Origin of the sequence: Pseudomonas sp. GW531-T4 (genome assembly GCF_017349615.1) — a bacterium.
In the GTDB taxonomy this organism is placed as follows: Bacteria; Pseudomonadota; Gammaproteobacteria; order Pseudomonadales; family Pseudomonadaceae; genus Aquipseudomonas; species Aquipseudomonas chlororaphis_I.
On the sequence record NZ_JACMZT010000017.1, the window covers coordinates 1 to 26,192 of the forward strand.

A 26,192-nucleotide genomic window follows, 5' to 3' on the forward strand; every position below is an offset into this window, starting at 1 on the left:
CTGGGTGACCAGGCGGGGCTTTTTATCGGGCTAGGAATCAGACGAGAGGTTTAGGCTCGTGCTCTTCTTCCAGGGCCTTTGGCTTGTGCTCTACCACTTCTTCGACGGAGCGCGGGGCTTCGTCGGCAGCAGGGGCAGGTTGCTCGATGGCCGGTTCGGCAGCAGGAGCAGCCTCGACCACCTCGGCAACCACCGGCGCAGGCTCGGCAGCCACTACGGCTTCTACCGGAGCTTCAGCGGCGGCAGCGGCAGCCAGTTCGGCTTCCTTCTGCAGACGCTCGGCTTCGCGCTTGCGACGACGCACTTCACGTGGGTCGTTTGGTGCGCGACCGGTGCTGGTCAGGGCGCTGACCGGAGCGGTCTCGACAACCGGCGCAGCCACTTCGGCGGCAGGTGCTTCAACCGGTGCTGCCGGTGCGGCAACCACAGGCTCGGCAACTACAGGCTCAGCAGCCACGACTTCTGCGACTGGCGCAGGCGCTTCGGCAACGATCGCCTCGGCGGCACGCTCGAAGGTACGAGGCGCTTCCTGGGCTGGCTCTGCCGCTGGTGCTTCTGCGACTGGCGCTTCGATCACTGGCTCGGCAACCACTGCGGGTTGTTCTGCAACAACAGCAGGTTGCGCGGTCTGTTCTTCACGCTGTTCTTCACGGGCCTGGGCGACTTCAACAGCCGGTGCTGCTGGAATCTCTACCGCAGTGGTGGCCTCGACGACCGGTGCTTCGACGGTCGGTGCGGCTTCCTGGACGGCAGCGGTGGCACGTTCGGCCTGCTCGTGAGCCTGGGCTTCGGCCGGGGCGCTGATCACGGTGCTGGCAACGGCGGCGGTTACCGCCAGGCCTGCGGCCAGATCGGCGCTGCTTGGCTCTTCGCTGTTCTCTTCCGAACCTTCGATCACATTGCCGTTGGCGTCACGCTGGCGCTCACGACGGTTGCTGCGACGACGCTGGCCACGGGAGCGGCGGCGTGGACGATCGCCTTCGGCGTTCTCCTGGCCGTCTTCCTGCAGTTGCTCTTCGTTCGGCAGCAGCTCTTCTTCAGCGACGGCAGCGGCCTGTTCGGCGCGTGGTTGACGCTCTTCACGCGGTGGACGCGGTTGACGCTCTTCGCGTGGCTGGCGAGCCGGACGCTCTTCAGCGGTAGCGGTAGCGGCAGGAGCAGCGTCCAGCGGTTCGCGCAGTTCGCGCACACGCTCTTCACGCTCGCCACGTGGCTTGCGGTCTTCGCGTGGTGGGCGTGGTTGACGCTCTTCCCGTGGCGGACGTGGCGCACGCTCTTCGCGAGCGGTGGCCTGGACTTCCTCGCGAGCCTCGCGGACTTCACGTGGCTGACGCTCTTCGCGGGCTTCGCGCGGTGCGCGCTCTTCACGAGGGGCGCGTTCTTCGCGTGGCTTGCGTTCTTCGTCGCGGCGACCGTTACGGTTGCGGCTCTGCTGGCGACCGTTGCGGCGTTCTTCATTGCGCGCAGGACGCTCGGTGGCCGGTTTTTCAACCACGACCGGAGCGGCTGGCTCTTCCTTGGTGGCGAACAGGCTGACCAGGGACTTCACCAGGCCCTTGAACAGGCTTGGCTCGGCAACGGCGGCCGGGGCGGCAACAGGAGCTGCGGCAACTTCGGTTGGAACCGGTGCGTTGGCGCGGGCTGGAGCAGTCTTGACGGCGGCTTCCTGGCGAACCAGGGTGCGGGTCGCGGCGGCTGGCTGGACTTCTTCGGCTTCGGCAGCGGCAGCGGCGATTTCGTAGCTGGACTGGTTGATGCTGGCTTCCGGGCTGTCATCGCGCAGACGCTGGACTTCGAAGTGCGGCGTTTCGAGATGGTCGTTCGGCAGAATGACGATACGAGCACGGGTGCGCAGTTCGATCTTGGTGATCGAATTGCGTTTTTCGTTGAGCAGGAAGGCCGCGACCGGAATCGGCACTTGGGCGCGAACTTCGGCGGTGCGGTCTTTCAGGGCTTCTTCTTCGATCAGGCGCAGGATCGCCAGCGACAGCGATTCGACGTCGCGGATGATGCCGGTGCCGTTGCAGCGTGGGCAGACGATGCCGCTGCTTTCGCCGAGGGATGGGCGCAGGCGCTGACGGGACATTTCCAGCAGGCCGAAGCGCGAGATGCGACCGACCTGGACGCGGGCGCGGTCGGCTTCCAGGCATTCGCGGACTTTCTCTTCCACGGCGCGCTGGTTCTTGGCCGGGGTCATGTCGATGAAGTCGATGACGATCAGGCCGCCGATGTCACGCAGGCGCAGTTGGCGAGCGATTTCTTCCGCTGCTTCCAGGTTGGTCTGCAGGGCGGTTTCCTCGATGTCGCTGCCTTTGGTGGCACGGGCCGAGTTGATGTCGATGGACACCAGGGCTTCGGTCGGATCGATGACGATGGAGCCACCGGAAGGCAGTTCGACGACGCGCTGGAAGGCGGTTTCGATCTGGCTTTCGATCTGGAAACGGTTGAACAGCGGGACGCTGTCTTCGTACAGCTTGATCTTGCTGGCGTACTGCGGCATCACCTGGCGGATGAAGGTCAGGGCTTCGTCCTGGGCTTCAACGCTGTCGATCAGCACTTCGCCGATGTCCTGGCGCAGGTAGTCGCGGATGGCGCGGATGATCACGTTGCTTTCCTGGTAGATCAGGAAAGGCGCTGCGCGGTCCAGCGAGGCTTCTTTGATGGCGGTCCAGAGTTGCAGCAGGTAGTCGAGGTCCCACTGCATTTCTTCGCTGCTGCGGCCCAGGCCGGCAGTGCGCACGATCAGACCCATGTCGGCAGGGGCTACCAGGCCGTTCAGGGCTTCGCGCAGTTCATTGCGCTCTTCGCCTTCGATGCGACGGGAGATGCCGCCGGCACGCGGGTTGTTCGGCATCAGCACCAGGTAACGACCGGCCAGGCTGATGAAGGTGGTCAGGGCTGCGCCCTTGTTGCCACGTTCTTCTTTTTCGACCTGAACGATGACTTCCTGGCCTTCGCTCAGGACGTCCTTGATATTGACGCGGCCTTCGGGGGCTTTCTTGAAGTATTCGCGGGAGATTTCTTTGAGGGGCAGGAAGCCGTGGCGCTCAGAGCCGAAATCGACAAAGGCAGCCTCGAGGCTTGGTTCGATGCGAGTGATACGGCCTTTATAGATGTTGGCCTTCTTCTGCTCGCGTGCACCGGATTCGATGTCCAGGTCGTAGAGGCGTTGGCCATCTACCAGTGCAACACGCAACTCTTCGGGTTGAGTTGCGTTAATCAGCATTCTTTTCATGTAGTACCGTCGGTTTCCGGGCTGCCGGAAACGGCGTTCGGCACACACGACTTCTCACGGTCGGTGTCAGGTGCGTCAGGAGCGGTTGGCCGCTCCAGTGTCTAGCGAAATCCGGCCAGTTGGGGCGAACTCGCGACTCACGCGTCCTGCTTGCTGGGGTGACAAAAGGCACCTCTTAAGCAAAAGCTCAATCAGGAGGAGGAATCAACCGGCGACTGTGGACGAGATGAAGCGTCTTGATAAAGCCTAATGCTACACAGTCCGACGGTTGTGCATCTCCACCCTACACGTATCCCTGATAATTCGGGTGCTGCCGCGCGCAGAATCCGCAGCGGGTTGGCATTTACCGTGAGCTCCGAAAGGGGAGCTCACGCATCATGGCTAATTTAGGCGGTGTTTCCGAAGCGCTCGCTCGGGTTCGTTCGTAGCTGACTGCACTTTGTGAACTGGCCGTGAATATTTGCTCGAAAGGCGAGTGGGAACTCTGCTTTTCGGCGTGCTTCAGGCCTCATGTCACCTGCGCTTGTTACAACTGCAAAACTCCACCGTTCGTAGCGAAAGCCCCGTAGGACGGCCTCGCATCCTGGTGAATTGCGTTGGTCAGGGCCGGCTGTTGGCCGTTGGTCCGCTGTCCAGGCCGCTTTTGGCGGCGTTCGCGACTATAGCAGTAATCATTAAGTGCTTCAATTCCATAAAAAATTGTTATCATTTGCGCCATGACGACTACTGCCCCCTCGACCCCAGGCGTTCAACTGCTTGAGGTCTCGCCGGAATATGCCGGCCAACGAATCGACAATTTCCTCCTCGCTCGGCTCAAAGGCGTGCCCAAGACCTTGATTTACCGCATTTTGCGCAAAGGCGAAGTGCGAGTGAACAAGGGCCGGATCAAGCCCGAATACAAGCTGCAGGCCGGCGATATCGTGCGCGTGCCGCCGGTGCGCGTGCCTGAGCGCGACGAACCTGTGCCGGTGGCGCAGGGGCTGTTGCAGCGCCTGGAGGCTTCGATTGTCTATGAAGACAAGGCCCTGATCGTGATCAACAAGCCCGCCGGCATCGCCGTGCATGGCGGCAGCGGTCTGAATTTCGGGGTGATCGAAGCCTTTCGTCAGTTGCGCCCGGACGCCAAGGAACTGGAACTGGTTCACCGCCTCGACCGCGATACTTCCGGTCTGCTGATGATCGCCAAGAAGCGCAGCATGCTGCGCCATCTGCATGAAGCCTTGCGCGGCGATGGTGTCGACAAGCGCTACATGGCGCTGGTGCGTGGGAACTGGGCGACCTCGATCAAGCAGGTCCGTGCGCCATTGCTCAAGAGCAACCTGCGTTCCGGCGAGCGTATGGTCGAAGTGAACGAGGAGGGCAAGGAGGCCTTGACCGTGTTCAAGGTGCTGCGCCGCTTCGGTGACTTCGCCACCATGGTCGAAGCCAAACCGGTAACCGGCCGTACTCACCAGATCCGTGTGCATACCCTGCATGCCGGGCATTGCATTGCTGGCGACAGCAAGTACGGCGACGACGATTTCACCAAGGAAATTCGTGACCTGGGCGGTAAGCGCCTGTTTCTGCATGCCTACATGCTGACCGTGCCGCTGCCCGATGGCGGCGAGCTGAAATTGCAGGCACCGGTGGATGAAATGTGGGCCAAGACCGTGGAGCGCCTGAGTGCACCCTGATTACAAGCTGCTGATCTTTGACTGGGACGGCACCCTCGCCGACTCCATTGGTCGGATAGTCGAGGCGATGCATGTGGCTTCCGATCGCTCGGGGTTTGCCCGGTGCGACGATTTTGCGGTCAAGGGCATCATCGGCCTGGGGTTGCCGGAGGCGATCCGCACGCTGTATCCACACATCAGCGATGCCGAGCTGGTGGATTTCCGCCAGCACTATGCCGATCACTACATTGCTCTGGAGGCCGAGCCTTCTCCGTTGTTTGCCGGGGTAGTGCAGTCTCTCGAAGCTTTCCGGCGCGAGGGATATCATCTGGCGGTAGCGACCGGTAAAGCGCGTCGCGGCCTGGATCGGGTGTTGAAGGCCCATGGCTGGGAAGATTATTTCGACATCACTCGCGCTGCCGACGAAACCGCGAGCAAGCCTCATCCGCTGATGCTCGAGCAGATCCTGGCGCATTGCGAGGTGCGCCCCGAGCAAGCGTTGATGGTTGGGGATTCCTCCTTCGACCTGCTGATGGCGCGTAACGCGGGCATGGCATCGGTTGCGGTCAGTTATGGCGCGCAATCGCTGGCAGCCTTGCAGGCTTATGAGCCGCGCCTGTCTATCGATAGTTTTCCTCAATTGCATGCCTGGCTCAGCCAGCGGGGCAATTGAGCCTTTTGGGGTAAAGAAGCATGAGCGACGAATGGAAAGCGCCGAGCAAATCGGCTGCCGACAGTGCTGACGACAAGAGCTGGAAGCTGCTGGAAAAGACCCTGCTGGCTGGTGTGCAGGAGCAGCGGCGCTCACGGCGCTGGGGGATTTTCTTCAAGCTCCTGACCTTTGTTTATCTGCTTGTGGCCCTGGCGCTGTTTACGCCGTTGATGGATATGGAAAAAACCGCCACCCGCGGGGCCGGTTACACGGCATTGATCGAGGTGACGGGTGTGATCGCGGACAAGGAATCGGCGAGCGCCGACAACATCGTGACCGGCTTGCGTGCCGCTTTCGAGGATTCGAAGGTCAAGGGCATTGTGCTGCGTATCAACAGCCCTGGCGGCAGTCCGGTGCAGTCGGGTTATGTCTATGACGAAATCCGTCGTCTGCGCGGCCTGCATCCGGATATCAAGGTCTATGCGGTGATTTCCGATCTGGGGGCTTCCGGCGCCTACTACATTGCCAGTGCTGCCGATCAGATCTATGCCGACAAGGCGAGCCTGGTCGGTTCCATCGGTGTCACGGCAGCCGGTTATGGTTTCGTCGGCACCATGGAGAAGCTGGGGGTGGAGCGTCGTACCTACACCTCGGGTGAGCACAAGTCGTTCCTGGACCCGTTCCAGCCGCAGAAGCCCGAGGAAACCCAGTTCTGGCAGGGCGTGCTGGATACCACTCATCGCCAGTTCATCGCCAGCGTCAAGCAGGGGCGTGGCGAGCGTCTCAAGGACAAGGAGCATCCGGAGCTGTTCTCCGGTCTGGTCTGGTCCGGCGAGCAGGCGCTGCAGTTGGGCTTGATCGATGGTCTGGGCAGTGCCAGCTCGGTTGCCCGGGATGTGGTCGGCGAGAAGGAGTTGGTGGACTTCACCGTTCAGGAGTCGCCTTTCGATCGCTTCTCGAGAAAGCTGGGTGCCAGTGTTGCCGAGCATCTGGCCATGTGGATGGGGTTTCAGGGGCCAACGCTGCGCTGAATGCGCTGCTTTCAAAAAAAGCCGGCCTTGTGGTCGGCTTTTTTATGGGTGGTCGGTCAGGGGATTTCCACGCCTTCGGCGAGCAGCATGTCTACCAGGCGGATCAGTGGCAGGCCGATCAGGCTGCTGGCGTCGCTGCCCTCGGTGCTGCGGAACAAGCTGATGCCCAGGCCTTCGGCCTTGAAGCTGCCGGCGCAGTCGTAAGGCTGTTCGGCGTGAAGGTAGCGCTCGATGCGGGCGGGGTTCAAGTCGCGCATGTGCACGGTGAAGGGTACGCAGTCGACCTGGCAGTGGCCGCTCTTGCTGTTGAGCAGGGCCAGGCCGGTAAGAAAGGTCACGCTGGCGCCGCTGGCAGCGAGCAACTGTTCGCGCGCCTTTTCGAAAGTGTGGGGCTTGCCGATAATGCGCTCGCCGAGCACCGCGACCTGGTCCGAGCCAATGATCAGGTGTCCTGGGTGAGTGGCGGCCAGCGCTCGGGCTTTCTCTTCGGCGAGACGCTTGACCAGCTCGGTGGCGGATTCCGCGGGACGGTGGCTTTCATCGATATCCGGTGAGCAGCAGGTGAATGGCAGGCGCAGGCGGGTGAGCAATTCGCGGCGGTAGGCCGAGCTTGAGGCAAGTAATAAAGGCAGCATGCGCATCTCCTGAGGCTGGCCGCGAATTCTAGCGGGGCTTGCAAGTGACGGACAGGGCTGAATTTCCTTTGACATGGCCGGGGGCATCCCTATAATGCTGCGCCTATGTTGAATGACCCGATTCCACCTCACGTTGACCCGCGCAAATTGGCTGACCGTGGCACCACCCTCCAAGGTGAACTGCTGCTGGCTGATTTGGAGAGACTCTGCGACCCGCTTTCCGACAATGTCGGTACGGTGCAGGCTAAATTCGTTTTCGAGCGTGACGAACGTAAAGCTGTAGTTATCCACAGCTCCATCGACGTCGAAGTCAAAATGGTTTGCCAGCGTTGTCTTGAGCTGGTCACCCTGCCGATCCATAGCGAGTGCAGTTATGCTGTGGTGAAGGAGGGTGCGAATACCCAGTCGTTGCCGAAAGGTTATGACGTGCTGGAACTGGGCGAAGATCCTTTGGATCTGCAGGCTTTGATCGAGGAGGAGCTTTTGCTCGCCTTGCCCATCGTGCCTGCTCATCATCCGGAAGAATGCCAGCAGCCGGCGGGTCTCGATGAGCCCGAACCGAGCGAGGACGAGGTAACGCGGTCCAACCCGTTCAGTGTATTGGCGCAGTTAAAGCGTGACCCAAACGTTTAGGAGTTAATCAATTATGGCTGTTCAGCAGAACAAAAAATCCCGCTCTGCCCGTGACATGCGTCGTTCGCACGACGCTCTCGAGGCTAGCACCCTGTCCGTAGAAAAGACCACTGGTGAAGTTCACCTGCGTCACCACGTATCGCCAGAAGGCGTATACCGTGGTCGTAAAGTGATCGACAAGGGCGCTGACGAGTAATCCTTGTCCGCTCAAGTCATCGCGATTGACGCAATGGGCGGGGACTTCGGTCCCCGCAGCATTGTTCAGGCCAGCCTTGCTTGCCTGTCTGCCACCCCCTCGTTGCACCTGGCCCTCGTCGGTCAACCTTTCCTTCTAGAAGAACTGATTTCCGGTCATTCGGCTGTGGATCGCGCGCGCCTGACGGTTGTGCCCGCCGCAGAAGTCATTGGCATGGATGAAAAGCCTTCCCAGGCTCTGCGTGGCAAGCCGGATTCCTCCATGCGGGTGGCGCTCGAGCTGCTGCGCGATGGCAAGGTCCAGGCCTGTGTCAGTGCCGGCAATACCGGAGCGCTGATGGCGTTGTCGCGCTATGTGCTGAAAACCCTTCCGGGCATCGATCGTCCGGCGATGGTGGCGGCTATTCCGACCCAGCGCGGTTATTGTCAGCTGCTGGATCTGGGTGCCAATGTCGATTGCAGTGCCGAGCACCTGTTCCAGTTCGCTGTCATGGGGTCGGTGGCGGCCGAGACGCTGGGGGTCGTTCGTCCGCGAGTGGCATTGCTCAACATCGGTACCGAAGACATCAAGGGCAATCAGCAGGTCAAGCTGGCGGCGAGCCTGTTGCAGAATGCCAGGGGGCTGAATTACATCGGTTTCGTCGAGGGTGACGGCTTGTATCGCGGCGAGGCGGATGTGGTGGTATGCGACGGTTTTGTCGGCAATATCCTGCTCAAGTCCAGCGAGGGGTTGGCGACCATGATTGCTGCGCGTATCGAATCGCTGTTCAAGCAAAACGCGGTTTCCCGTGTGGTCGGCGCCCTGGCGTTGCCGCTGATGCGGCGCCTGCAGGCCGATCTGGCGCCGGCGCGGCATAATGGTGCGAGCTTTCTCGGCTTGCAGGGAATAGTCGTGAAAAGCCACGGTTCGGCAGGGGTTCAAGGCTTCCAGAGTGCGATTCAACGGGCATTGATCGAGATCCAGGAAAACCTCCCGGAGCGCCTGCACGGCCGGCTCGAAGATCTGTTGCTTTAGGCGTTTGCACTCGGAAATGCTTAAATGTGACCGCTCAGTTCAATTGGCCATCCAACTCTCAGTTTCTTGCGTCCACCACGGTGCGGCGTCAATTCTCCGACGACAAGATCATTAGGGGCTTGTTACATGTCTGCATCCCTCGCATTCGTCTTTCCAGGACAGGGCTCGCAGTCCCTCGGCATGTTGGCCGAGTTGGGCGCGCAGTACCCATTGATCCTCGAAACCTTCAAAGAAGCTTCCGATGCTCTGGGCTACGATCTCTGGGCCTTGACCCAAGAGGGTCCCGAAGAGCTGCTCAATCAAACCGATAAAACCCAACCGGCCATCCTGACAGCCTCCATCGCCCTGTGGCGTCTGTGGCTGGCGGAAGGCGGTGCGCGCCCGGCATTCGTCGCCGGCCACAGCCTGGGTGAATACAGCGCACTGGTTGCCGCTGGCAGTCTGACTCTGGGCGAGGCCGTGAAGCTGGTAGAGCGTCGCGGTCAATTGATGCAGGAAGCCGTTCCTGCGGGGCAGGGTGGCATGGCGGCGATTCTCGGCCTGGAAGATGCCGATGTGCTGGCCGCTTGTGCCGAAGCCGCGCAAGGTGAAGTGGTCAGCGCGGTCAACTTCAACTCCCCGGGCCAGGTGGTGATCGCCGGTGCCAAGGCCGCTGTCGAGCGCGCCATCGAGGGTTGCAAGGCGCGTGGCGCCAAGCGCGCCATGCCATTGCCGGTCAGCGTGCCATCGCACTGCGAGCTGATGCGTCCGGCCGCCGAGCGCTTTGCTGAGTCGATTGCCGCCATCAACTGGCAGGCACCACAGATTCCATTGGTACAGAACGTCAGCGCCGATGTGGCGCCGGATCTCGAAACCCTCAAGCGTGACCTGCTGGAACAGCTGTACAAGCCGGTGCGTTGGGTGGAGTCGGTGCAGACTCTGGCGGCCAAGGGCGCTACCCAATTGGTCGAGTGCGGTCCGGGCAAGGTCCTGGCGGGTCTCAACAAGCGCTGCGCCGAAGGCGTATCGACCTCTAACCTGAACACCCCAGATGCCTTCGCTGCCGCTCGCGCAGCGTTGGTCTGAATTAGGAGAAGCCTGCATGAGTCTGCAAGGTAAAGTTGCATTGGTTACCGGCGCCAGCCGCGGTATTGGCCAGGCCATCGCCCTTGAACTGGGTCGCCTGGGCGCGATTGTTGTGGGTACCGCAACTTCCGCTTCGGGTGCCGAGGGCATTGCTGCCACCTTGAAGGAAAACGGCATTCAAGGCACCGGCCTTGAGCTCAACGTCACCAGCGACGAGTCCGTTGCTGCCGTACTGGCCAGCATCCAGGAGCAGTTCGGCGCGCCGGCGATCCTGGTGAACAACGCCGGTATTACCCGTGACAACCTGATGATGCGCATGAAAGACGACGAGTGGTACGACGTGATCGATACCAACCTGAACAGTCTGTATCGCCTGTCCAAGGGCGTTCTGCGCGGCATGACCAAGGCTCGCTGGGGTCGAATCATCAGTATTGGTTCGGTGGTGGGTGCCATGGGCAACGCTGGCCAAGTAAACTACGCCACCGCCAAGGCCGGTCTGGAAGGTTTCAGCCGTGCTCTGGCGCGTGAGGTTGGCTCGCGGTCGATTACCGTGAACTCGGTGACCCCGGGTTTCATCGATACCGACATGACCCGCGATTTGCCTGAAGCGCAGCGTGAAGCGCTGCAAACCCAAATTCCGCTGGGTCGTCTGGGGCAGGCTCAAGAGATCGCGCAAGTGGTCGCTTTTCTTGCATCCGACGGTGCGGCATACGTGACCGGGGCTACAATCCCGGTGAACGGCGGGATGTACATGTGAGTTAAATGTGACGGATTGCTTCAAAAAAATGTCATACGAGCTGTCTAAAATCCGTTATAAAGCTGCAATCAATTTATAGGGCAGGTGGCCAAAGGGTTTGAGGAGTGAAGCTTTCAGTTGAAAAGCTGAAAAGCCTTTCTATACACTTACCCACTGGCCAGCTGCCTGAATTTGTCCATTAGGAGTGAAAACAAGGTATGAGCACCATCGAAGAGCGCGTCAAGAAAATCGTTGCTGAGCAACTGGGCGTTAAGGAAGAAGAAGTTGTTAACACCGCTTCCTTCGTTGAAGACCTGGGTGCCGACTCCCTTGACACCGTTGAGCTGGTGATGGCTCTGGAAGAGGAATTCGAGACCGAAATCCCTGACGAAGAAGCTGAAAAGATCACTACCGTTCAAGCAGCTATCGACTACGTTACCAGCCACCAGGCTTAATCGTATTTAGTCGTCTTTTGCTGTCATGGAAAAACCGCACTGCCGTCACGGCGTGCGGTTTTTTCTTTAGGCCTGATGCAAAGTGTCGTCATTAGAAAAAAGGAGAGTGCTGTGTCGCGTAGACGCGTCGTAGTCACCGGTATGGGTATGTTGTCGCCACTGGGTACGGATGTTCCGAGCAGCTGGCAGGGCATTCTGGCTGGCCGCAGTGGCATTGGTCTGATCGAACACACCGACCTTTCTGCCTATTCCACCCGTTTTGGCGGCTCGGTAAAGGGCTTCAATGTCGAGGAGTACCTGTCGGTCAAAGAGGCCCGCAAGCTCGACCTGTTCATTCAATACGGCTTGGCGGCCGGTTTTCAGGCAGTGCGTAATGCCGGCCTGGAAGTGACCGATGCCAACCGTGAGCGAATCGGCGTTGCCATGGGTTCGGGTATTGGCGGTTTGACCAATATCGAAGAAACCAGCCGCACGCTGCATGAATCCGGCCCGCGTCGAATTTCTCCGTTCTTCGTGCCTGGCTCGATCATCAATATGATTTCCGGATTCCTGTCCATCCATCTGGGTGCCCAGGGGCCGAACTACGCCATTTCCACGGCCTGTACCACGGGAACCCACTGCATTGGCATGGCGGCCCGCAACATTGCCTTTGGCGAAGCCGACGTGATGATCGCCGGTGGCGCTGAAATGGCCGCCTGCGGCCTGGGCATGGGCGGCTTTGGCGCATCCCGCGCGCTGTCGACCCGTAACGACGAGCCGACCCGTGCCAGCCGTCCTTGGGACAAAGGCCGTGATGGCTTCGTGCTGTCCGACGGTGCCGGCGCGCTGGTGCTCGAAGAGCTGGAGCACGCCAAGGCCCGCGGCGCGACCATCTATGCCGAACTGATCGGTTTTGGCATGAGCGGCGACGCCTACCACATGACTTCGCCACCCGCCGATGGCGCCGGTGCGGCGCGCTGCATCGCCAATGCGCTGCGTGACGCCAAGCTGAACGTCGAGCAGGTGCAGTACATCAACGCCCACGGTACCTCGACCCCTGCCGGTGACCTGGCGGAAGCCGAGGCGATCAAGAGCGTGTTCGGCGATCACGCCTACAAACTGGCCATCAGCTCCACCAAGTCCATGACCGGCCACCTGCTGGGTGCGGCGGGCGCGATCGAGGCCATCTTCAGCGTGCTGGCGATCAACAGCCAGGCAGCGCCGCCGACCATCAACCTCGATGAGCCGGACGAAGGTTGCGACCTGGATTTCGTGCCGCACACCGCACGCAACATGGACATCGACGTGGTGTTGTCCAACTCCTTCGGGTTTGGTGGTACCAACGGCTCCCTGGTGTTCCGCCGGTTCGCCGGCTGATGGACAGCTGGGTCGACGGTCAGCCGGCTGACGTTCTGTCGCTCAAGGACCGCGGCCTGGCTTATGGCGATGGTCTGTTCGAGACCATCGCGGTGAAGGCGGGCCAGCCCTTGTTGCTGGAGCGACACCTGCTGCGCCTGGCCGAGGGCTGTTCGCGCCTGGCCATCGCTGCCGATCAAGCCTTGATCCGCAGCGAACTCACGGCCTACGCCTCGCTGCTGGGGGAGGGCGTGCTCAAGCTGATCCTCACCCGTGGCGATAGCCTGCGGGGTTATGCCGCCGACCCGCGAGCGCAGCCGCGGCGAATCCTCCAAGGCAATGCGCCAGCGGCTTACCCGGCAGCGCATGCCGAGCTGGGGATTCGACTGTTCCCTTGCACCACCCGTTTGTCCGAGCAGCCCCTGCTCGCCGGCCTCAAGCACCTCAACCGACTGGAGCAGGTTCTCGCCCGTTCCGAGTGGCAGGACAGCGAGCATGCCGAAGGCTTGATGCTCGATGTTTCCGGACGGGTGATCGAGGGGGTGTTCAGCAATCTGTTCCTGGTGCGCGACGGTGCCTTGTTCACGGCCGATTTGAGCCGTTGCGGGGTCGCCGGAGTGATGCGCGCTGAAATATTGTTTCAGGCCGCGTCGTTGGGGATCCCCACGGAAATCGCCGACATCAGTCTCGAACAGTTGCAACAGGCCGACGAAGTCTTTGTCTGCAACAGCGTTTATGGCATTTGGCCGGTGCTTGCCTGTGGCGCGCTGCGCTGGTCGGCCGGACCGCTCACCCGTAAACTGCAACGCATTGCCCGCACGCTACTGGATGCCTGATTTGTGAGACGTAAACTATTGCTTCTGCTGGAGACCGGACTGGTTCTGGCAGGTCTGGCGCTGGGCGCCTCGGCCTGGAAGTTGAATTCGGCGCTGGAGCAGCCTCTCAACCTGACCCAAGAGCAATTGCTCGACGTACCAGCCGGCTCGACGCCAGGCGGTACCTTCAACCGTATGGAAGCCAATGGCGTTCTCAAGGACGCGTTCTGGCTGCGCCTGTACTGGCGCTTCAATATGGAAGGGCAGCCGCTGCACAGCGGCGAATACCGCATGACTCCTGGGATGACCGCGCAAGGCCTGATAGGGGTCTGGCAGCGCGGTGAAGTGGTGCAGTACAGCCTGACCCTGGTGGAGGGCTGGACCTTCCGCCAGGTGCGTGCCGCGCTGGCCAGGCATGACAAGCTCGAGCAGACCCTGAATGGGTTGAGTGACAGCGAAGTCATGGAAAAGCTCGGCCACGGCGGCGTTTTCCCCGAGGGCCGGTTCTTTCCCGATACCTACCGTTTCGTGCGCGGGATGACCGATGCCGAGCTGTTGGAAAAGGCCTACAACCGCCTGGACGAGGTGCTGGCCAAGGAATGGAACAAGCGCTCGGCCGATGTGCCTTACACCGAGCCTTATCAGGCGCTGATCATGGCCTCGCTGGTGGAGAAGGAAACCGGCGTGCCCCAGGAGCGTGGACAGATTGCCGGGGTATTCGTGCGCCGCATGCAGGTTGGCATGTTGCTGCAAACCGATCCGACGGTGATCTATGGTCTGGGCGAGCGTTACAACGGTAAGTTGACCCGCGCTCTGCTGAAGGAAGCGACCCCTTACAATACCTACGTGATCAGTGGCTTGCCGCCGACCCCGATCGCCATGGTTGGCCGCGAGGCGATCCATGCCGCGCTCAACCCGGTGCCGGGCAGCAGTCTGTATTTCGTGGCGCGTGGCGATGGCAGTCACGTGTTCTCCGATGATCTGGATGCGCACAACAATGCCGTGCGCGAGTTCCAGCTCAAGCGTCGCGCCGATTATCGTTCCAGCCCGGCACCGACGGGCAGCCCGGCCGCTTCCGAGACTCCGGAGTCGACTCCGGCGCCGTCGCCCGATACGGCGCCCGAGGCGGTTCCGCAGGTGGCGCCTCAAGAGCCTCCTCAAGAGCCCTCTCAGGAGGCTCCCCAGGTGAGCCCGGAAGCATCGCCGCAAGCACCGGTCGAAACTCCCGTCGAGCCCGAGCCGAAAAGCCCGCAATGACTTTGATTAAGGACTGCCTGTGACTGGCTTGTTTATTACTCTGGAAGGCCCGGAAGGCGCGGGTAAAAGCACCAACCGCGAATACCTGGCCGAGCGCCTGCGCGCTGCTGGCATCGAGGTCTTGCTGACCCGCGAGCCGGGCGGCACGCCTTTGGCCGAGCGGATCCGAGAGGTGCTGCTGACCCCCGGCGACGAGGTCATGAATCCCGATACCGAGCTGTTGCTGGTGTTCGCCGCGCGTGCCCAGCATCTGGCCGAGGTGATTCGCCCGGCACTGGCGCGTGGCGCGGTGGTGTTGTGTGACCGTTTTACCGATTCCACCTACGCCTACCAGGGCGGTGGTCGTGGTTTGTCCGTCGAGCGCATCGCGACCCTGGAGCAGTTCGTTCAGGGTGAGCTGCGGCCTGATTTGACCCTGGTGTTCGACCTGCCGGTCGAAGTGGGTCTGGCCCGCGCCAGCGCCCGTGGTCGCCTGGATCGTTTCGAGCAGGAAGGTCGGGTGTTCTTCGACGCGGTACGCCAGGCCTACCTGAAGCGTGCGGCGGCCGACCCGGCGCGTTACCTGTTGGTGGATGCGGCGCAACCACTGTCCCAGGTCCAGCAGGCGCTGGACGCCCTGTTGCCGAAATTGCTGGAGTTGCACCGTGGCTGAGGCCTTTCCCTGGCAGGACGAGCTCTGGCAGCAACTGGCGGGCCGTGCGCAGCATGCCCATGCCTATCTGCTCCATGGTCCGGCGGGCATCGGCAAGCGTGCGCTGGCCGAGCGCCTGATGGCGCGCCTGCTGTGCCAGCATCCGGCGGGGCTGGATGCCTGCGGGCAGTGCAAATCGTGCCTGCTGCTGCAGGCCGGCAGCCACCCGGACAACTACGTGCTGGAGCCGGAAGAAGCGGACAAGGCGATCAAGGTCGATCAGGTGCGCGAGCTGGTCAGCTTCGTGGTGCAGACCGCGCAGCTGGGCGGGCGCAAGGTGGTGCTGATCGAGCCGGTGGAGTCGATGAACATCAACGCTTCCAACGCGCTGCTGAAAAGCCTCGAAGAGCCGTCCGGCGATACGGTGTTGCTGCTGGTCAGCCACCAGCCGAGCCGCTTGTTGCCGACCATCAAGAGTCGCTGCGTGCAGCAGGCCTGTCCTCTGCCCAGTGAGGCCATGAGCCTGCAATGGCTGAGCAAGGCCCTGCCGGACTGCTCGGAAGAGGAGCGGGTCGAGCTGTTGACCCTGGCGGCCGGTTCGCCCCTGGCAGCTGTCAGCCTGCAAGCCCAGGGCGCGCGCGAGCAGCGGGCGCAGGTGGTCGACGGGGTGAAGAAGTTGCTCAAGCAGCAGCAATCGCCGACCCAGCTGGCCGAAGGCTGGAATGCGATACCCTTGCTGTTGCTGTTCGACTGGTTTTGCGACTGGTCGAGCCTGATCCTGCGTTATCAGCTGACGCAGGACGAGGAGGGGCTGGGATTGGCCGATATGCGCAAAGTGGTGCAGTACCTTGCGCAGAAATCCTCCCAGGCCAAGGTTCTGGAGATCCAGGACTGGATCCTTGCGCAACGCCAGAAGGTGTTGAACAAGGCCAACCTCAATCGGGTGCTGTTGCTCGAAGCCTTGCTGGTGCAGTGGGCCGCCCTGCCTGGCCGCAACTGACGGCGGCGCCTGGAAACAAACCGAATCGCCGGCTGCTGCTCGGGCCGGCCTGTTCATTGACCGAATGTGGTTGTCGCTTCTTATGCTTGTAGATTCCCATTGTCACCTCGATCGCCTCGACCTTACCGCGCACGACGGCTCCCTTGACGCCGCCCTGGCCGCGGCTCGTCAGCGCGGAGTCGGGCATTTCCTGTGTATTGGCGTCAGCGCCGACAATGCGGCTGACGTCAAAGCCCTGGCCGAGCGTTATGACGATGTCGACTGCTCGGTGGGTGTCCATCCCCTGGATGTCCAGCCCGGCGCCGCACCAGCCCTCGACTGGCTGCTGCAGGAGCTGAACCATCCGCGGGTGGTGGCCATCGGCGAGACCGGCCTGGATTACCACTACGAACCGGAAGCCGCGCAGTTGCAGCAGGAGTCTTTCCGCCTGCACCTGCAAGCCGCCCAGCAGACCGGCAAGCCGGTGATCGTCCATACCCGTGGCGCGCGCGCCGATACCCTGACCCTGCTGCGCGAAGCGGCGTTGCCGCAAGCCGGGGTCCTGCACTGCTTCACCGAAGACTGGGACATGGCCAAGGCCGCTCTGGACCTGGGTTTCTACATTTCCCTGTCTGGAATCGTCACCTTCCGCAATGCCGATGCGCTGCGGGACGTGGCACGCCAGGTGCCGGCCGACCGTTTGCTGGTGGAAACCGATTCGCCGTACCTGGCGCCGATTCCTTATCGCGGCAAGCCCAACCTGCCGCAGTATGTGCGTGAAGTCGCCGAGTTCCTGGCCATGTTGCGTGGGGAGCCCTACGAGCGTTTTGCCGAGCAGACCACCGAGAACTTCAAGCGTCTGTTCCCGCTGGCGCACGTCAAGGGCTGAATCGCAGGCAAAAAAAACCCGGGTTCTGGGGGGTGAATCCGGGTTAAGACCATTAGGAGTAAAACAAAGGCACGCCATCCCTTGGTACCTTCATCGGCGCTTCACTTGGGGGAGATGTCACGCCGACAGTTCAAGTATTGATCACTATTGAATTCAGTCCAGTTGGCCTTGCTCGTTTTTTAAACAAATTTGGAATACGAGCGCTTCGCTTGAGTTCTCATTGCCGGGCGATGTCAGCCACAATGGCGAGAGTTTCGTCGATCACGCGTTTTTCGGTATAGAAATGCGGTGAAAATCTAACTCCGGGGCCGCGGGGGATGCACACCACCTGTTGCTGTTGCAGCGCCTCATAAACCGCCTGATTATCGATGCCATCGATACTGAACGAGAAAATTCCGCCGCGACGGGCAGGGTTGAGCGGGGTGTGCAGGCGTACGCCGGGGATAGCATTCAAGCCGTCCTGAAGCCACTGGACCCGTTCGGCGATCAAGGTCGCCACGTGCTCCATGCCCACTTCTTCCAATAACGACAGGCTGGCTTCCAGGGCCATGGCGCCGAGCATGTTCGGGCTGCCGCATTCGAAGCGCCGGGCACTCTTGGCCGGCTCCCATTCACTGCGGCTGTAATCGCCCATGTGTTCCAGCATGTGCCAGCCGAACTCATGGAGCTTGAGCTGCGCGCGCAGCTCGCTGCGGCAATAGAACACGCCGAGGCCTTCAGGCCCGAGCATCCATTTGTGGCCGTCGGCCATGGCGAAGTCGCATTGATAGGCCTGGACATCGAAGGGTTGCGCGCCCAGTTGCTGGATGGCGTCAATGCAGAACAGCACGTTCTGTTGTTTGCAACCGGCGCCCAGGCGCTGCAGGTCCAGGCGCAGGCCGCTGGCGAATTGCACCGCGCTGATCGCCATCAGCCGGGTGCGCGGCCCGCAGGCGGCCAGCAGCGCGCCTTCCGGGTCGTCGCCCTTGAGGCTCACCTGAAGCACTTCCACGCCCTGGCTGGCCAGGGCTTCCCAGACGATACGGTTGGAGGGGAATTCTTCGTCGCTGATGACGATCTGGTCGCCTTTTTCCCAGGACAGGCCAAAGGCGACGAATGACAGTGCTTCCGAAGTATTTTTGACCAGCGCGATGTCATCCGTTGACGGTGCATTTAGCAGGCGCATCAGGCGTTCGCGCAGGCGTTGCTCAAGGGCCATCCAGTCCGGATAATCCCGCGCACCCAGCAAAACGTTCTCTTTGGCGAAGCGCGCCACGGCTTCGGCGGCCCGATTCGGCCAGGGGGCGACAGCTGCATGGTTCAAATAACGCAGGCCCGGGGCCTGTACAAATTCATCAAGAAACATAGTCATGGTCGGATGATCCGTGCATTTTGGCGCAATTTAGGCATAATACGCGGCTTCGATTTTGACCCCGACAGACCTTTTCTTATGCAGAAAGAACCTCGTAAGGTCCGTGAGTTTCGTCGCCGCGAGCAAGAAATTCTCGATACCGCGCTCAAGCTGTTCCTCGATCAAGGTGAAGACAGCGTCACCGTCGAGATGATCGCTGATGCCGTTGGTATCGGCAAAGGGACCATCTACAAGCACTTCAAGTCCAAGGCGGAGATCTATCTGCGCCTGATGCTCGATTATGAGCGCGACCTGAACGAGCTGCTGCACTCTGCCGATGTCGACAAGGATAAGGAAGCCCTGTCCCGGGCCTACTTCGAATTCCGCATGCGCGACCCACAGCGTTACCGGCTGTTCGATCGCCTGGAAGAGAAGGTGGTCAAGGGCAACCAGGTGCCGGAAATGGTCGAGGAGTTGCACAAGATCCGTGCTTCCAACTTCGAACGCCTGACCTTGTTGATCAAGGGCCGCATCAGCGAAGGCAAGCTCGAAGACGTGCCGCCTTACTTCCACTACTGCGCTGCCTGGGCGCTGGTACACGGCGCGGTAGCGCTGTACCACTCGCCGTTCTGGAGCAACGTGCTGGAAGACCAGGAAGGCTTCTTCCAGTTCCTGATGGACATCGGCGTGCGCATGGGCAACAAGCGCAAGCGCGACCCCGATAGCTCCGGCAGCTGATTCATTCAGTCGCCTTATGGCGCCATGATTTCTCTATATGGCGCAGTGTCCCAGGAATATACTCAGGCATGGGACTTGCCAAAACCTGATTTTTGAGTCAGGTTTTGGCCGGTTCACTCTTCCTTCGCCGGAGTCATCCATGATCGTTGACCGTCAAGGCAGGCGTTTTCGCAATCTGCGTATCAGCCTGACTTCTGCCTGCAACTACGCCTGTACCTACTGCGTGCCCAACGGCAAGCGGCTGGTGGCTGCCCAGGACGAGTTGTCGGCCGAAGCCATGGCGCGCGGCGTGGCCTACCTGATCGAGGCGGCAGGCATCGAACGCCTGCGCATCACCGGCGGCGAGCCCCTGGTCAGCCCGAAACTCGAAGCCTTCATGGGCGCGGTGGGGCAAATGGGCCTGGAAGACATCAGCCTGACCACCAACGGCCAGTTGCTCGCACGCAAGCTGCCGCTGCTGGTGGATGCCGGTATCCGGCGCATCAACGTTTCCCTCGACACCCTGGACGCCTCGGCTTTCCGCAGCATCGCCCGTGGCGGCGATCTGGCGACGGTGCTCGACGGCATGGACCAGGCTCGCGCGGCGGGCATGAAAATCAAGGTCAACATGGTGCCGCTGCGCGGGCAGAACCTGGATCAGGTAATGCCGTTGCTCGACTACTGCCTGGAGCGTGGTTATGAGCTGCGCTTTATCGAGCTGATGCGCATGGGCCACCTGGCCAGCGACTCCAACGCCTTCCTGCAGCAATTCGTCAGCCTGCAGCAGTTGCTGAGCCTGATCGGCGAACGCTACGAATACCTGCAGGCCGATGCGCCGGTGGATGCCACGGCCGTGCGTTATGAAATTCCGGGGCTGGGCCATTTCGGCGTGATCGCCAACGAAAGCGTGCCGTTCTGCCGGACCTGCTCGCGCCTGCGGTTGTCGTCCACCGGCTGGTTGCACGGTTGCCTGTCGTCGAGCAACCGGCATTACGTCGGCGACCTGCTGGACAAGCCGCGCCATCAAGCCTTGCCGGCCTTGCAGCGCCTGCTGGTCAAGGCCCTGGGCGACAAGCAGGATGTGGCATTCTCCGGTGGTGCGACGGTGATGAAAATCATCGGCGGCTAAACCCCATCTCTCTGATCCCCGTCCTCTGTAGCCGCTGCCGCAGGCTGCGATCGAGGGCGTAGCCCTCGCCAATCCAGACGACCCATTTCTCTCCAGCCAATAGCCTTCACCGGGTTTGTGGCTGCGGCGCAGCCATTCGCAGCTGCGGCCGCGGCTACAGGCGACCGAGCTGGCGCGGAAGCTGCATCTCGTGGCCATTCGCCGGTTTTCCGTCACCGGCTTCTGGAGGGAAGGATGCGTAGCCTGGTTTTGCTGCTGGCTTTTTTGGGGCTCGGTGGCTGCATGAATGTCAGCGATATGGGCGAGGGTGTTCGCTATCACATGAGTGATGCGGGTTTCCTCGATCACAGTAATACCCAGCGCTCCAACTCGTTCCGCGTTCAGCCGGACTCATTCATTTTCATCGCCCAGGGCGCCTTTGCTCCGCCGGGCAGCGCCTACCCGCGCCCCAACGTGGTGGCCGAGGAAGCCTTCAAGGGTTTTATCGAATACTTCCCCATGGTCCGCCGCGCCCGGGCGCCGGAAGGCCTGGACCAGGCCATGGCCGAAGCCCGTGAAGTGGGCGCGCATTACCTGCTGTACACCCGTTTCGCCAAGGCCGACGACCGTATCGGCAACTCCGATGAGTGGTTCGACCAGGAAGCCGTGGATCGCCTGGGGATCGACAACGGCGTGATTCAGATCATGCTGATCGAGACCAGTACCCAGTATCTGATCGACACCGCGCGGATTCGCAGTCGTGGCGGTTTACTGACGTTCCACGACAACAAGCCGGAAGACCTGCTTGGCCCGCCGCTCGAACAATACGCCCGCAGCCTGTTAGGCTTGAGCGATTAAGCCAAGCACGAGGAGAGCAGCATGAGTGGTCCGGGCAAAGCCAACGATCTGTTGGCGCAGATTCCCAAGGCGGAGAAAGGCTTGCCGCCGGTCCACCTGTGGAATCCCGACTTCTGCGGCGATATCGACATGCGTATCGCCCGCGACGGCACCTGGCACTACCTGGGTACCCCCATTGGCCGCAAACCCATGGTCAAGCTGTTCTCCACCATCATTCGCCGCGACGGCGACGACTATTTCCTGATCACCCCGGTGGAAAAGGTCGGCATCAAGGTCGATGACGCGCCTTTTGTCGCTGTCACCCTGGAGGTCGAAGGTGGGGGCGAGGAGCAACTCCTGCGCTTTACCACCAATGTCGACGAGCAGGTCAGCGCCGGCAGCGAGCATCCGCTGCGGGTGGTGATCGACCCGCAGACCCAGGAGCCGGCGCCTTACGTTCACGTGCGCAGCAACCTGGAAGCACTGGTGCACCGCAACGTGTTCTACCAACTGGTGGAACTGGCGGTGAGCCGTCCGATCGACGGTCAGAACTGGCTGGGCGTCTGGAGCGGCGGGGTGTTCTTCCCGATCGGCCTGGAGCCCTGAGCTCCGAAATACCTTGTTTCCCGAATAAATATCTTGCGACGAAGATCCCGTTTCGGGTATCAATTTGTACATGATTAGACATGTTCGATTTGACAAGAAAAAACGCGTGGTCGATGAACTGATCCGACGCATCGAAAGCGGCCTCATGGAGGACGGTTTCCTGCTGCCGGGCGAGCATCAGTTGGCCCAGGAATTCTCGGTGAGTCGTGGCACCCTGCGTGAGGCCCTGGCCGAACTCAAACGCCGCAACTACATCGCCACCCAGAGCGGGGTCGGCTCCATCGTCACCTTTGACGGAGTGGTGCTGGACCAGCAAAACGGCTGGGCCCAGGCCCTGGCGGACAGCGGGGCGCTGATCAACACCGAGCTGCTGCGCCTGGAGGCGGTGCAACGTCCTGACCTGTTCAGCCGTTTCGGTACCGACCAATTCATCGCCCTGGACCGGCGCCGGCGCTCTACCGACGGCACCGTGGTTTCCCTTGAACGTTCCCTGATGCCCGCCACCGGAGGCCTGGAAAGCCTGCCGCGAGTAGGGCTGATCGATGATTCCCTGACCATTACCCTGGCCGCCTACGGCTATATCGGCGAGCGCGGCGATCAATGGATCGGCGCCGAGCCACTGGGTGAAGAAGAGGCCCGACTGTTGGGGCGTCCGGCCGGCAGTGTGTTTCTCAAGGCCCTGCGGACCACCTATGACCGCCGCGGGCGTTTCATGGAACAGGTGGAAAGTTTTCTCGACCCGCTGCACTTTCGCATGCACCTGGAATTCGGAGCGCAGAAATGATCCCGCTGGATCGCGCTCTGGGCGCCTTTTACGGGTTGGCCCTGGGTGATGCCCTGGGCATGCCGACCCAATCCTTGAGCCGGCAGCAGATCAAGCAGCGTTTCGGTGCCATCCACAGCCTGGAAGACGCCGGTCCCGATCAACCGATTGCCGCCAACATGCCCAAGGGCTCGATCACCGACGACACCGAGCAGGCGATCCTGGTCGGCGATCTGCTGGTGGCGGGCAAGGGCCGGATCGAACCGGCAGCGTTGGCCCACAGCCTGATCGAGTGGGAAGCGGCGATGCAGGCCAAGGGTTCCCAGGACCTCCTGGGCCCTTCGACCAAACGCGCCATCGAAATGATCCTCGCCGGGCATACCGCGGAAGAATCCGGGCGCTACGGCACCACCAACGGCGCGGCGATGCGCATCACCCCGGTGGGTATCGCGGCGAATGTCGACGATGCCCAGGTCTTTGTCCGCGCGGTGGTGGAGGCTTGTCAGGTCACCCATAACACCACCCTGGGTATCTCCAGCGCGGCGGCGGTGGCGGCGGTGGTATCCGCCGGGATCAATGGCGTGCCGCTGGGCGATGCCTTGCAGGTCGGCGTGCAGATCGCCCAGGAGGCGGAGCGGCATGGCCACTGGGTGGCCGGCGGGCGTATCGCCACGCGCATCAGTTGGGCGCGCAGCCTCAGTGTCGAAAGCGACAAGGCGCTGCTGGCCGATCTGCTGTACGACCTGATCGGTACTTCCGTCGCTTCCCAGGAATCGGTGGTGGTCTCCTTTGCCCTGGCGCATCAGGTGGCCATCGGCGAACTGCAGGCGTTCGAAGCGCTGTGCATGGCCGCCAGCCTGGGGGGCGACACCGATACCATTGCCGCCATCCTCGGCGCGATGCTCGGTGCCTGCCAGGGGATGGAGTGCTGGCCGGCCGCCTTGATCGAGCAGATCAAGCAGGTCAATGACCTGGATCTCGAACCGCTGGTGCAGGGGCTGCTGGCCCTGCGTTAAGGGGCGCGAGGCTGCATGATCAAGGCTCCCACCCCCTGTGCGCGAGCCGTCGCTGAGGCCTATTTGCCATGGATAGCAGGAATACGGCGAGGAATGCCGGGACGTCTGATCGACTTCCGAAATTGCCGACAATCACAACAAAGGCAACAGGAGTGTTTTCATGAGTGCATCGAACCCCGGGCAAAGCGCCGGGCAGCTGGAAACCCGTGGCATCGAGCCGGTGCCGGAAGGCGAGTGCAACGGCCATCCGCTGCAACTGTTCTGGGTCTGGTTCGCCGCCAATATCAGCATCCTCGGCTTGCCGCTGGGGGCGACCCTGGTGGCTTTTCGTGGCCTGTCGATCGGGCAGGCGATCATCGTCGCTATCCTCGGTGCCGCCGGTTCGTTCGCGGTGGTGGGGATCATCTCCATCGCCGGGCGTCGCGGGCGGGCGCCGAGCCTGACGCTATCGCGGGCGATCTTCGGCGTGCGCGGCAATATCGGCCCGACCCTGGTGTCGCTGATGTCGCGGGTGGGCTGGGAAACCGTCAACACCACCACCGCTGCCTTCGTCCTGCTGTCGCTGTGTTCGATCCTGTTCGGCTCGCCGGTGGAAGCCAAGAGTGCGCCGCTGCTGACCCTGCTGTTCATCGGCATTTTCGTGCTGTTGACCCTGGCCGTCTCCGGCCTCGGCCACGCGACCCTGCTGGTGATCCAGAAGTGGGCCACCTATGTGTTCGGCGCGCTGAACCTGCTGGTGGGCGGCTTCCTCTGCGCCACCGTCGACTGGAGCGCGGTGTTCAACGCCACCCCGGCGCCGTTGAGCGCGATGATCATCGGTATCGGCACCATGGCCGCGGGCACCGGTATCGGCTGGGCCAATACCGGTGCCGACATGTCGCGTTACCAGCACAGCAGCGTCAAGGCCTCGCGCCTGGTGGCATCGGCGGCCTTCGGCGCCGGCATTCCGCTGGTGCTGCTGATTACCCTGGGTGGCCTGCTGTCGGTGGGCAACGATGACCTGGCCTCGGCCACCGACCCGATCGTGGCGATCCGCGACATGCTGCCGACCTGGATGGCGGTGCCCTACCTGATCACCGCTTTCGGCGGCCTGCTGTTGTCGAACAACCTGTCGGTGTACTCGGCCGGCCTGACCACCCTGACCCTGGGGCTCAAGGTCAAGCGGGTGTACGCGGTGGTGGTGGACATCGTGGCGATCTTCGCCGGCTCCATCTACTTCATGCTGATCGCCGAGAGTTTCTACGGGCCGTTCATTACCTTCATTTCCTTGCTGGCAGTGCCTCTCACCGCCTGGGTCGGGATCTTCGTGGTCGACCTGATCCACCGTCACTACTACAGCCCCAAGGACCTGCTGGACGTCAGCCCGAGCAGCGCCTACTGGTATCGCGGCGGTGTCGAATGGCGGGCCTTAGGTGCCTGGGCACTGGCCATAGTGCTGGGTTTCAGCTTCACCACCATCGGCACCAGCGCCGAGAACGTCTGGTTCGCCGGGCCGCTGGCCGATTCCTGGCTGGGCCATAACGGCCTGGGCTGGATCGTCACCTTCCTGGTAGCCGGCGGCGTGTATGCCGTGCTGGGTGGGGCCAGGGATCGCCGCGGCGCTTTTGTCGAGAATGCCAATGCCTAGAATGCTGCACACCGGCCAGGTCATCGTCGATCTGGTGATGTCCGTAGACCGCCTGCCGAGCTCCGGCGGCGACGTGCTGGCACAGTCCGCCAGCTTCGAGGCCGGCGGAGGCTTCAACGTGATGGCTGCCGCCCAGCGAAACGGCTTGCCGGTGCTGTACCTGGGGCGGCACGGCAACGGCCGCTTCGGGGCGCTGGCGCGGGAAGCGATGCGTGCCGAGGGCATCCAGGTCACTCTCTCGGCCAGCCGCATCGAGGACACCGGCCTGTGCGTGGCGCTGACCGAAGCCACGGCCGAACGCAGCTTCATTTCCTACATCGGGGCGGAAGGCCAACTGTCGGCCCAGGACCTGGCCGGTGTCGCGGTGCAGGCCGACGACTTTGTCTATGTCAGCGGCTACAGCCTGCTGCATGCCGGCAAGGCCGAGGCCTTGCTGGACTGGCTGCTGGCCTTGCCACGGGCGATCCGGCTGGTGTTCGATCCGGGCCCGCTGGTGGATTCGTCGGACTCCGTGGCGATGCGCCGGCTGCTGCCGCGTATCGATCTCTGGACCAGCAACAGCGTCGAGGCCTTGCGCTTCACCGGGACCACGAGCATCGGCGCAGCCCTGCGACGCCTGCATGAGGGGCTGCCGCAGGAGGTGTTGCTGGTGGTCAGGGACGGCCCGCAAGGCTGCTGGGTCAGCCAGCATGGCCACAGCGCCCATGTACCGGGCTTCAAGGTCCAGGCGGTGGACAGCAACGGCGCTGGCGATGCCCATGCCGGAGTCTTCGTCGCAGCCCTGGCGCAGGGGCTGGAGCCGTTGCAGGCGGCGCGTCGTGCCAATGCCGCGGCGGCCCTGGCGGTGACCCGCTGGGGCCCGGCCACCGCGCCGGGGGCGGCGGAGGTGGATGCGTTGGTCAATGGGAACGGCGTCCACGCCTGACACTTGCTGACGGAGTGAGGGGATCGCGAGCAAGCTCGCTCCTACAGGGAGCA

26 protein-coding genes are annotated in these 26,192 nt (G+C 62.1%); 23 read left to right on the top strand and 3 right to left on the bottom strand.

What is annotated here, in order from left to right; all coding sequences use genetic code 11:
* Positions 1-37 precede the first annotated feature (37 nt).
* The gene (gene rne, locus J4D28_RS15400; RefSeq protein ID WP_009047828.1) at positions 38-3,235 is read right to left on the bottom strand and encodes a ribonuclease E; all 3,198 of its coding nucleotides are present in this window, start codon (positions 3,233-3,235) and stop codon (positions 38-40) included.
* 716 nt (positions 3,236-3,951) lie between these two features.
* Between rne and rluC the strand changes: the two genes are divergently transcribed.
* Genes rluC through sppA form a run of 3 tightly spaced genes read left to right on the top strand, consistent with a single transcriptional unit; the run spans position 3,952 to position 6,570 of the window.
* Complete coding sequence (rluC, locus tag J4D28_RS15405) at positions 3,952-4,908, top strand: 23S rRNA pseudouridine(955/2504/2580) synthase RluC (RefSeq protein WP_007928042.1); 957 nt, start codon at positions 3,952-3,954, stop codon at positions 4,906-4,908.
* Positions 4,898-5,560: an HAD-IA family hydrolase gene (locus J4D28_RS15410; protein WP_009047829.1), complete on the top strand. Its 663-nt coding sequence runs from the start codon at positions 4,898-4,900 to the stop codon at positions 5,558-5,560. The genes rluC and J4D28_RS15410 overlap by 11 nt, the downstream gene beginning before the upstream one ends.
* A gap of 20 nt (positions 5,561-5,580) precedes the next feature.
* Positions 5,581-6,570, top strand: coding sequence for a signal peptide peptidase SppA (gene sppA, locus J4D28_RS15415; RefSeq protein ID WP_009047830.1), 990 nt, complete (start codon positions 5,581-5,583; stop codon positions 6,568-6,570).
* A gap of 56 nt (positions 6,571-6,626) precedes the next feature.
* Here the strand turns inward: sppA and J4D28_RS15420 are convergent, their stop codons facing one another.
* The gene (locus J4D28_RS15420) at positions 6,627-7,205 is read right to left on the bottom strand and encodes a nucleoside triphosphate pyrophosphatase (protein WP_041990047.1); all 579 of its coding nucleotides are present in this window, start codon (positions 7,203-7,205) and stop codon (positions 6,627-6,629) included.
* A 105-nt stretch (positions 7,206-7,310) separates the two neighbouring features.
* On the opposite strand from J4D28_RS15420, the gene J4D28_RS15425 reads away from it, so the two are divergent.
* The 12 genes from J4D28_RS15425 to J4D28_RS15480 all read left to right on the top strand — a co-directional run bounded on the left by J4D28_RS15425 (position 7,311) and on the right by J4D28_RS15480 (position 17,210).
* Entirely contained in the window at positions 7,311-7,838 is a 528-nt protein-coding gene (locus tag J4D28_RS15425; RefSeq protein WP_009047832.1) for a YceD family protein, read from the top strand.
* A gap of 13 nt (positions 7,839-7,851) precedes the next feature.
* Complete coding sequence (rpmF, locus tag J4D28_RS15430) at positions 7,852-8,034, top strand: 50S ribosomal protein L32 (RefSeq protein WP_003179396.1); 183 nt, start codon at positions 7,852-7,854, stop codon at positions 8,032-8,034.
* Between the two features lie 3 nt (positions 8,035-8,037).
* Entirely contained in the window at positions 8,038-9,048 is a 1,011-nt protein-coding gene (gene plsX, locus J4D28_RS15435) for a phosphate acyltransferase PlsX (protein ID WP_080577934.1), read from the top strand.
* Between the two features lie 126 nt (positions 9,049-9,174).
* Positions 9,175-10,113: an ACP S-malonyltransferase gene (gene fabD, locus J4D28_RS15440; protein WP_009047834.1), complete on the top strand. Its 939-nt coding sequence runs from the start codon at positions 9,175-9,177 to the stop codon at positions 10,111-10,113.
* 16 nt (positions 10,114-10,129) lie between these two features.
* The gene (gene fabG / locus J4D28_RS15445; RefSeq protein ID WP_009047835.1) at positions 10,130-10,870 is read left to right on the top strand and encodes a 3-oxoacyl-ACP reductase FabG; all 741 of its coding nucleotides are present in this window, start codon (positions 10,130-10,132) and stop codon (positions 10,868-10,870) included.
* A 197-nt stretch (positions 10,871-11,067) separates the two neighbouring features.
* Entirely contained in the window at positions 11,068-11,304 is a 237-nt protein-coding gene (gene acpP / locus J4D28_RS15450) for an acyl carrier protein (RefSeq protein ID WP_003175607.1), read from the top strand.
* 111 nt (positions 11,305-11,415) lie between these two features.
* The gene (fabF, locus tag J4D28_RS15455; protein ID WP_009047836.1) at positions 11,416-12,660 is read left to right on the top strand and encodes a beta-ketoacyl-ACP synthase II; all 1,245 of its coding nucleotides are present in this window, start codon (positions 11,416-11,418) and stop codon (positions 12,658-12,660) included.
* On the top strand, positions 12,660-13,475 hold the full coding sequence (gene pabC / locus J4D28_RS15460) for an aminodeoxychorismate lyase (RefSeq protein ID WP_009047837.1): 816 nt from the start codon (positions 12,660-12,662) through the stop codon (positions 13,473-13,475). The genes fabF and pabC overlap by 1 nt, the downstream gene beginning before the upstream one ends.
* Positions 13,476-13,478: 3 nt before the next feature.
* Positions 13,479-14,711: an endolytic transglycosylase MltG gene (gene mltG / locus J4D28_RS15465; protein WP_009047838.1), complete on the top strand. Its 1,233-nt coding sequence runs from the start codon at positions 13,479-13,481 to the stop codon at positions 14,709-14,711.
* A 19-nt stretch (positions 14,712-14,730) separates the two neighbouring features.
* A complete protein-coding gene (tmk, locus tag J4D28_RS15470) occupies positions 14,731-15,363 on the top strand; it encodes a dTMP kinase (RefSeq protein WP_009047839.1) in 633 nt (210 codons plus the stop codon).
* Complete coding sequence (locus J4D28_RS15475; RefSeq protein WP_016702167.1) at positions 15,356-16,342, top strand: DNA polymerase III subunit delta'; 987 nt, start codon at positions 15,356-15,358, stop codon at positions 16,340-16,342. Before tmk ends, J4D28_RS15475 begins: the two co-directional genes overlap by 8 nt.
* 82 nt (positions 16,343-16,424) lie before the next feature.
* On the top strand, positions 16,425-17,210 hold the full coding sequence (locus J4D28_RS15480; RefSeq protein ID WP_103331014.1) for a TatD family hydrolase: 786 nt from the start codon (positions 16,425-16,427) through the stop codon (positions 17,208-17,210).
* A 217-nt stretch (positions 17,211-17,427) separates the two neighbouring features.
* Here the strand turns inward: J4D28_RS15480 and J4D28_RS15485 are convergent, their stop codons facing one another.
* Positions 17,428-18,561, bottom strand: coding sequence for an aminotransferase class V-fold PLP-dependent enzyme (locus J4D28_RS15485; RefSeq protein ID WP_103331015.1), 1,134 nt, complete (start codon positions 18,559-18,561; stop codon positions 17,428-17,430).
* A 78-nt stretch (positions 18,562-18,639) separates the two neighbouring features.
* Between J4D28_RS15485 and J4D28_RS15490 the strand changes: the two genes are divergently transcribed.
* From J4D28_RS15490 to J4D28_RS15525, 8 genes are all read left to right on the top strand, one after another.
* Entirely contained in the window at positions 18,640-19,278 is a 639-nt protein-coding gene (locus tag J4D28_RS15490) for a TetR/AcrR family transcriptional regulator (protein WP_007928069.1), read from the top strand.
* A gap of 139 nt (positions 19,279-19,417) precedes the next feature.
* The gene (locus tag J4D28_RS15495; RefSeq protein WP_009047842.1) at positions 19,418-20,386 is read left to right on the top strand and encodes a GTP 3',8-cyclase MoaA; all 969 of its coding nucleotides are present in this window, start codon (positions 19,418-19,420) and stop codon (positions 20,384-20,386) included.
* A gap of 234 nt (positions 20,387-20,620) precedes the next feature.
* Complete coding sequence (locus J4D28_RS15500) at positions 20,621-21,223, top strand: DUF4823 domain-containing protein (RefSeq protein ID WP_009042857.1); 603 nt, start codon at positions 20,621-20,623, stop codon at positions 21,221-21,223.
* A 21-nt stretch (positions 21,224-21,244) separates the two neighbouring features.
* A complete protein-coding gene (locus J4D28_RS15505) occupies positions 21,245-21,808 on the top strand; it encodes a DUF1285 domain-containing protein (RefSeq protein WP_101282023.1) in 564 nt (187 codons plus the stop codon).
* 70 nt (positions 21,809-21,878) lie between these two features.
* Positions 21,879-22,592 (top strand): GntR family transcriptional regulator, encoded by a 714-nt coding sequence (locus J4D28_RS15510; protein WP_009047844.1) that lies wholly within the window; start codon positions 21,879-21,881, stop codon positions 22,590-22,592.
* On the top strand, positions 22,589-23,587 hold the full coding sequence (locus J4D28_RS15515) for an ADP-ribosylglycohydrolase family protein (protein ID WP_103331016.1): 999 nt from the start codon (positions 22,589-22,591) through the stop codon (positions 23,585-23,587). Before J4D28_RS15510 ends, J4D28_RS15515 begins: the two co-directional genes overlap by 4 nt.
* A gap of 160 nt (positions 23,588-23,747) precedes the next feature.
* Positions 23,748-25,214 carry a cytosine permease gene (locus J4D28_RS15520; RefSeq protein WP_103331017.1) on the top strand — a complete coding sequence of 489 codons (1,467 nt, stop codon included), beginning with the start codon at positions 23,748-23,750 and terminating at the stop codon, positions 25,212-25,214.
* The gene (locus tag J4D28_RS15525; protein WP_103331018.1) at positions 25,207-26,139 is read left to right on the top strand and encodes a PfkB family carbohydrate kinase; all 933 of its coding nucleotides are present in this window, start codon (positions 25,207-25,209) and stop codon (positions 26,137-26,139) included. Before J4D28_RS15520 ends, J4D28_RS15525 begins: the two co-directional genes overlap by 8 nt.
* Positions 26,140-26,192: the final 53 nt, after the last annotated feature.

What these genes read in the sequence shown, in the direction of transcription:
- J4D28_RS15420 (WP_041990047.1), bottom strand. Translation starts at nt 7,205, where the DNA reads ATGCTGCCTTTATTACTTGCCTCAAGCTCGGCCTACCGCCGCGAATTG.
- J4D28_RS15500 (WP_009042857.1), top strand. Translation starts at nt 20,621, where the DNA reads ATGCGTAGCCTGGTTTTGCTGCTGGCTTTTTTGGGGCTCGGTGGCTGC.
- J4D28_RS15480 (WP_103331014.1), top strand. Translation starts at nt 16,425, where the DNA reads ATGCTTGTAGATTCCCATTGTCACCTCGATCGCCTCGACCTTACCGCG.
- J4D28_RS15490 (WP_007928069.1), top strand. Translation starts at nt 18,640, where the DNA reads ATGCAGAAAGAACCTCGTAAGGTCCGTGAGTTTCGTCGCCGCGAGCAA.
- J4D28_RS15495 (WP_009047842.1), top strand. Translation starts at nt 19,418, where the DNA reads ATGATCGTTGACCGTCAAGGCAGGCGTTTTCGCAATCTGCGTATCAGC.
- J4D28_RS15510 (WP_009047844.1), top strand. Translation starts at nt 21,879, where the DNA reads ATGATTAGACATGTTCGATTTGACAAGAAAAAACGCGTGGTCGATGAA.
- J4D28_RS15485 (WP_103331015.1), bottom strand. Translation starts at nt 18,561, where the DNA reads ATGACTATGTTTCTTGATGAATTTGTACAGGCCCCGGGCCTGCGTTAT.
- pabC (WP_009047837.1), top strand. Translation starts at nt 12,660, where the DNA reads ATGGACAGCTGGGTCGACGGTCAGCCGGCTGACGTTCTGTCGCTCAAG.
- rpmF (WP_003179396.1), top strand. Translation starts at nt 7,852, where the DNA reads ATGGCTGTTCAGCAGAACAAAAAATCCCGCTCTGCCCGTGACATGCGT.
- fabD (WP_009047834.1), top strand. Translation starts at nt 9,175, where the DNA reads ATGTCTGCATCCCTCGCATTCGTCTTTCCAGGACAGGGCTCGCAGTCC.
- J4D28_RS15425 (WP_009047832.1), top strand. Translation starts at nt 7,311, where the DNA reads ATGTTGAATGACCCGATTCCACCTCACGTTGACCCGCGCAAATTGGCT.
- acpP (WP_003175607.1), top strand. Translation starts at nt 11,068, where the DNA reads ATGAGCACCATCGAAGAGCGCGTCAAGAAAATCGTTGCTGAGCAACTG.
- J4D28_RS15520 (WP_103331017.1), top strand. Translation starts at nt 23,748, where the DNA reads ATGAGTGCATCGAACCCCGGGCAAAGCGCCGGGCAGCTGGAAACCCGT.
- J4D28_RS15525 (WP_103331018.1), top strand. Translation starts at nt 25,207, where the DNA reads ATGCCTAGAATGCTGCACACCGGCCAGGTCATCGTCGATCTGGTGATG.
- rne (WP_009047828.1), bottom strand. Translation starts at nt 3,235, where the DNA reads ATGAAAAGAATGCTGATTAACGCAACTCAACCCGAAGAGTTGCGTGTT.
- rluC (WP_007928042.1), top strand. Translation starts at nt 3,952, where the DNA reads ATGACGACTACTGCCCCCTCGACCCCAGGCGTTCAACTGCTTGAGGTC.
- fabG (WP_009047835.1), top strand. Translation starts at nt 10,130, where the DNA reads ATGAGTCTGCAAGGTAAAGTTGCATTGGTTACCGGCGCCAGCCGCGGT.
- J4D28_RS15505 (WP_101282023.1), top strand. Translation starts at nt 21,245, where the DNA reads ATGAGTGGTCCGGGCAAAGCCAACGATCTGTTGGCGCAGATTCCCAAG.
- J4D28_RS15515 (WP_103331016.1), top strand. Translation starts at nt 22,589, where the DNA reads ATGATCCCGCTGGATCGCGCTCTGGGCGCCTTTTACGGGTTGGCCCTG.
- sppA (WP_009047830.1), top strand. Translation starts at nt 5,581, where the DNA reads ATGAGCGACGAATGGAAAGCGCCGAGCAAATCGGCTGCCGACAGTGCT.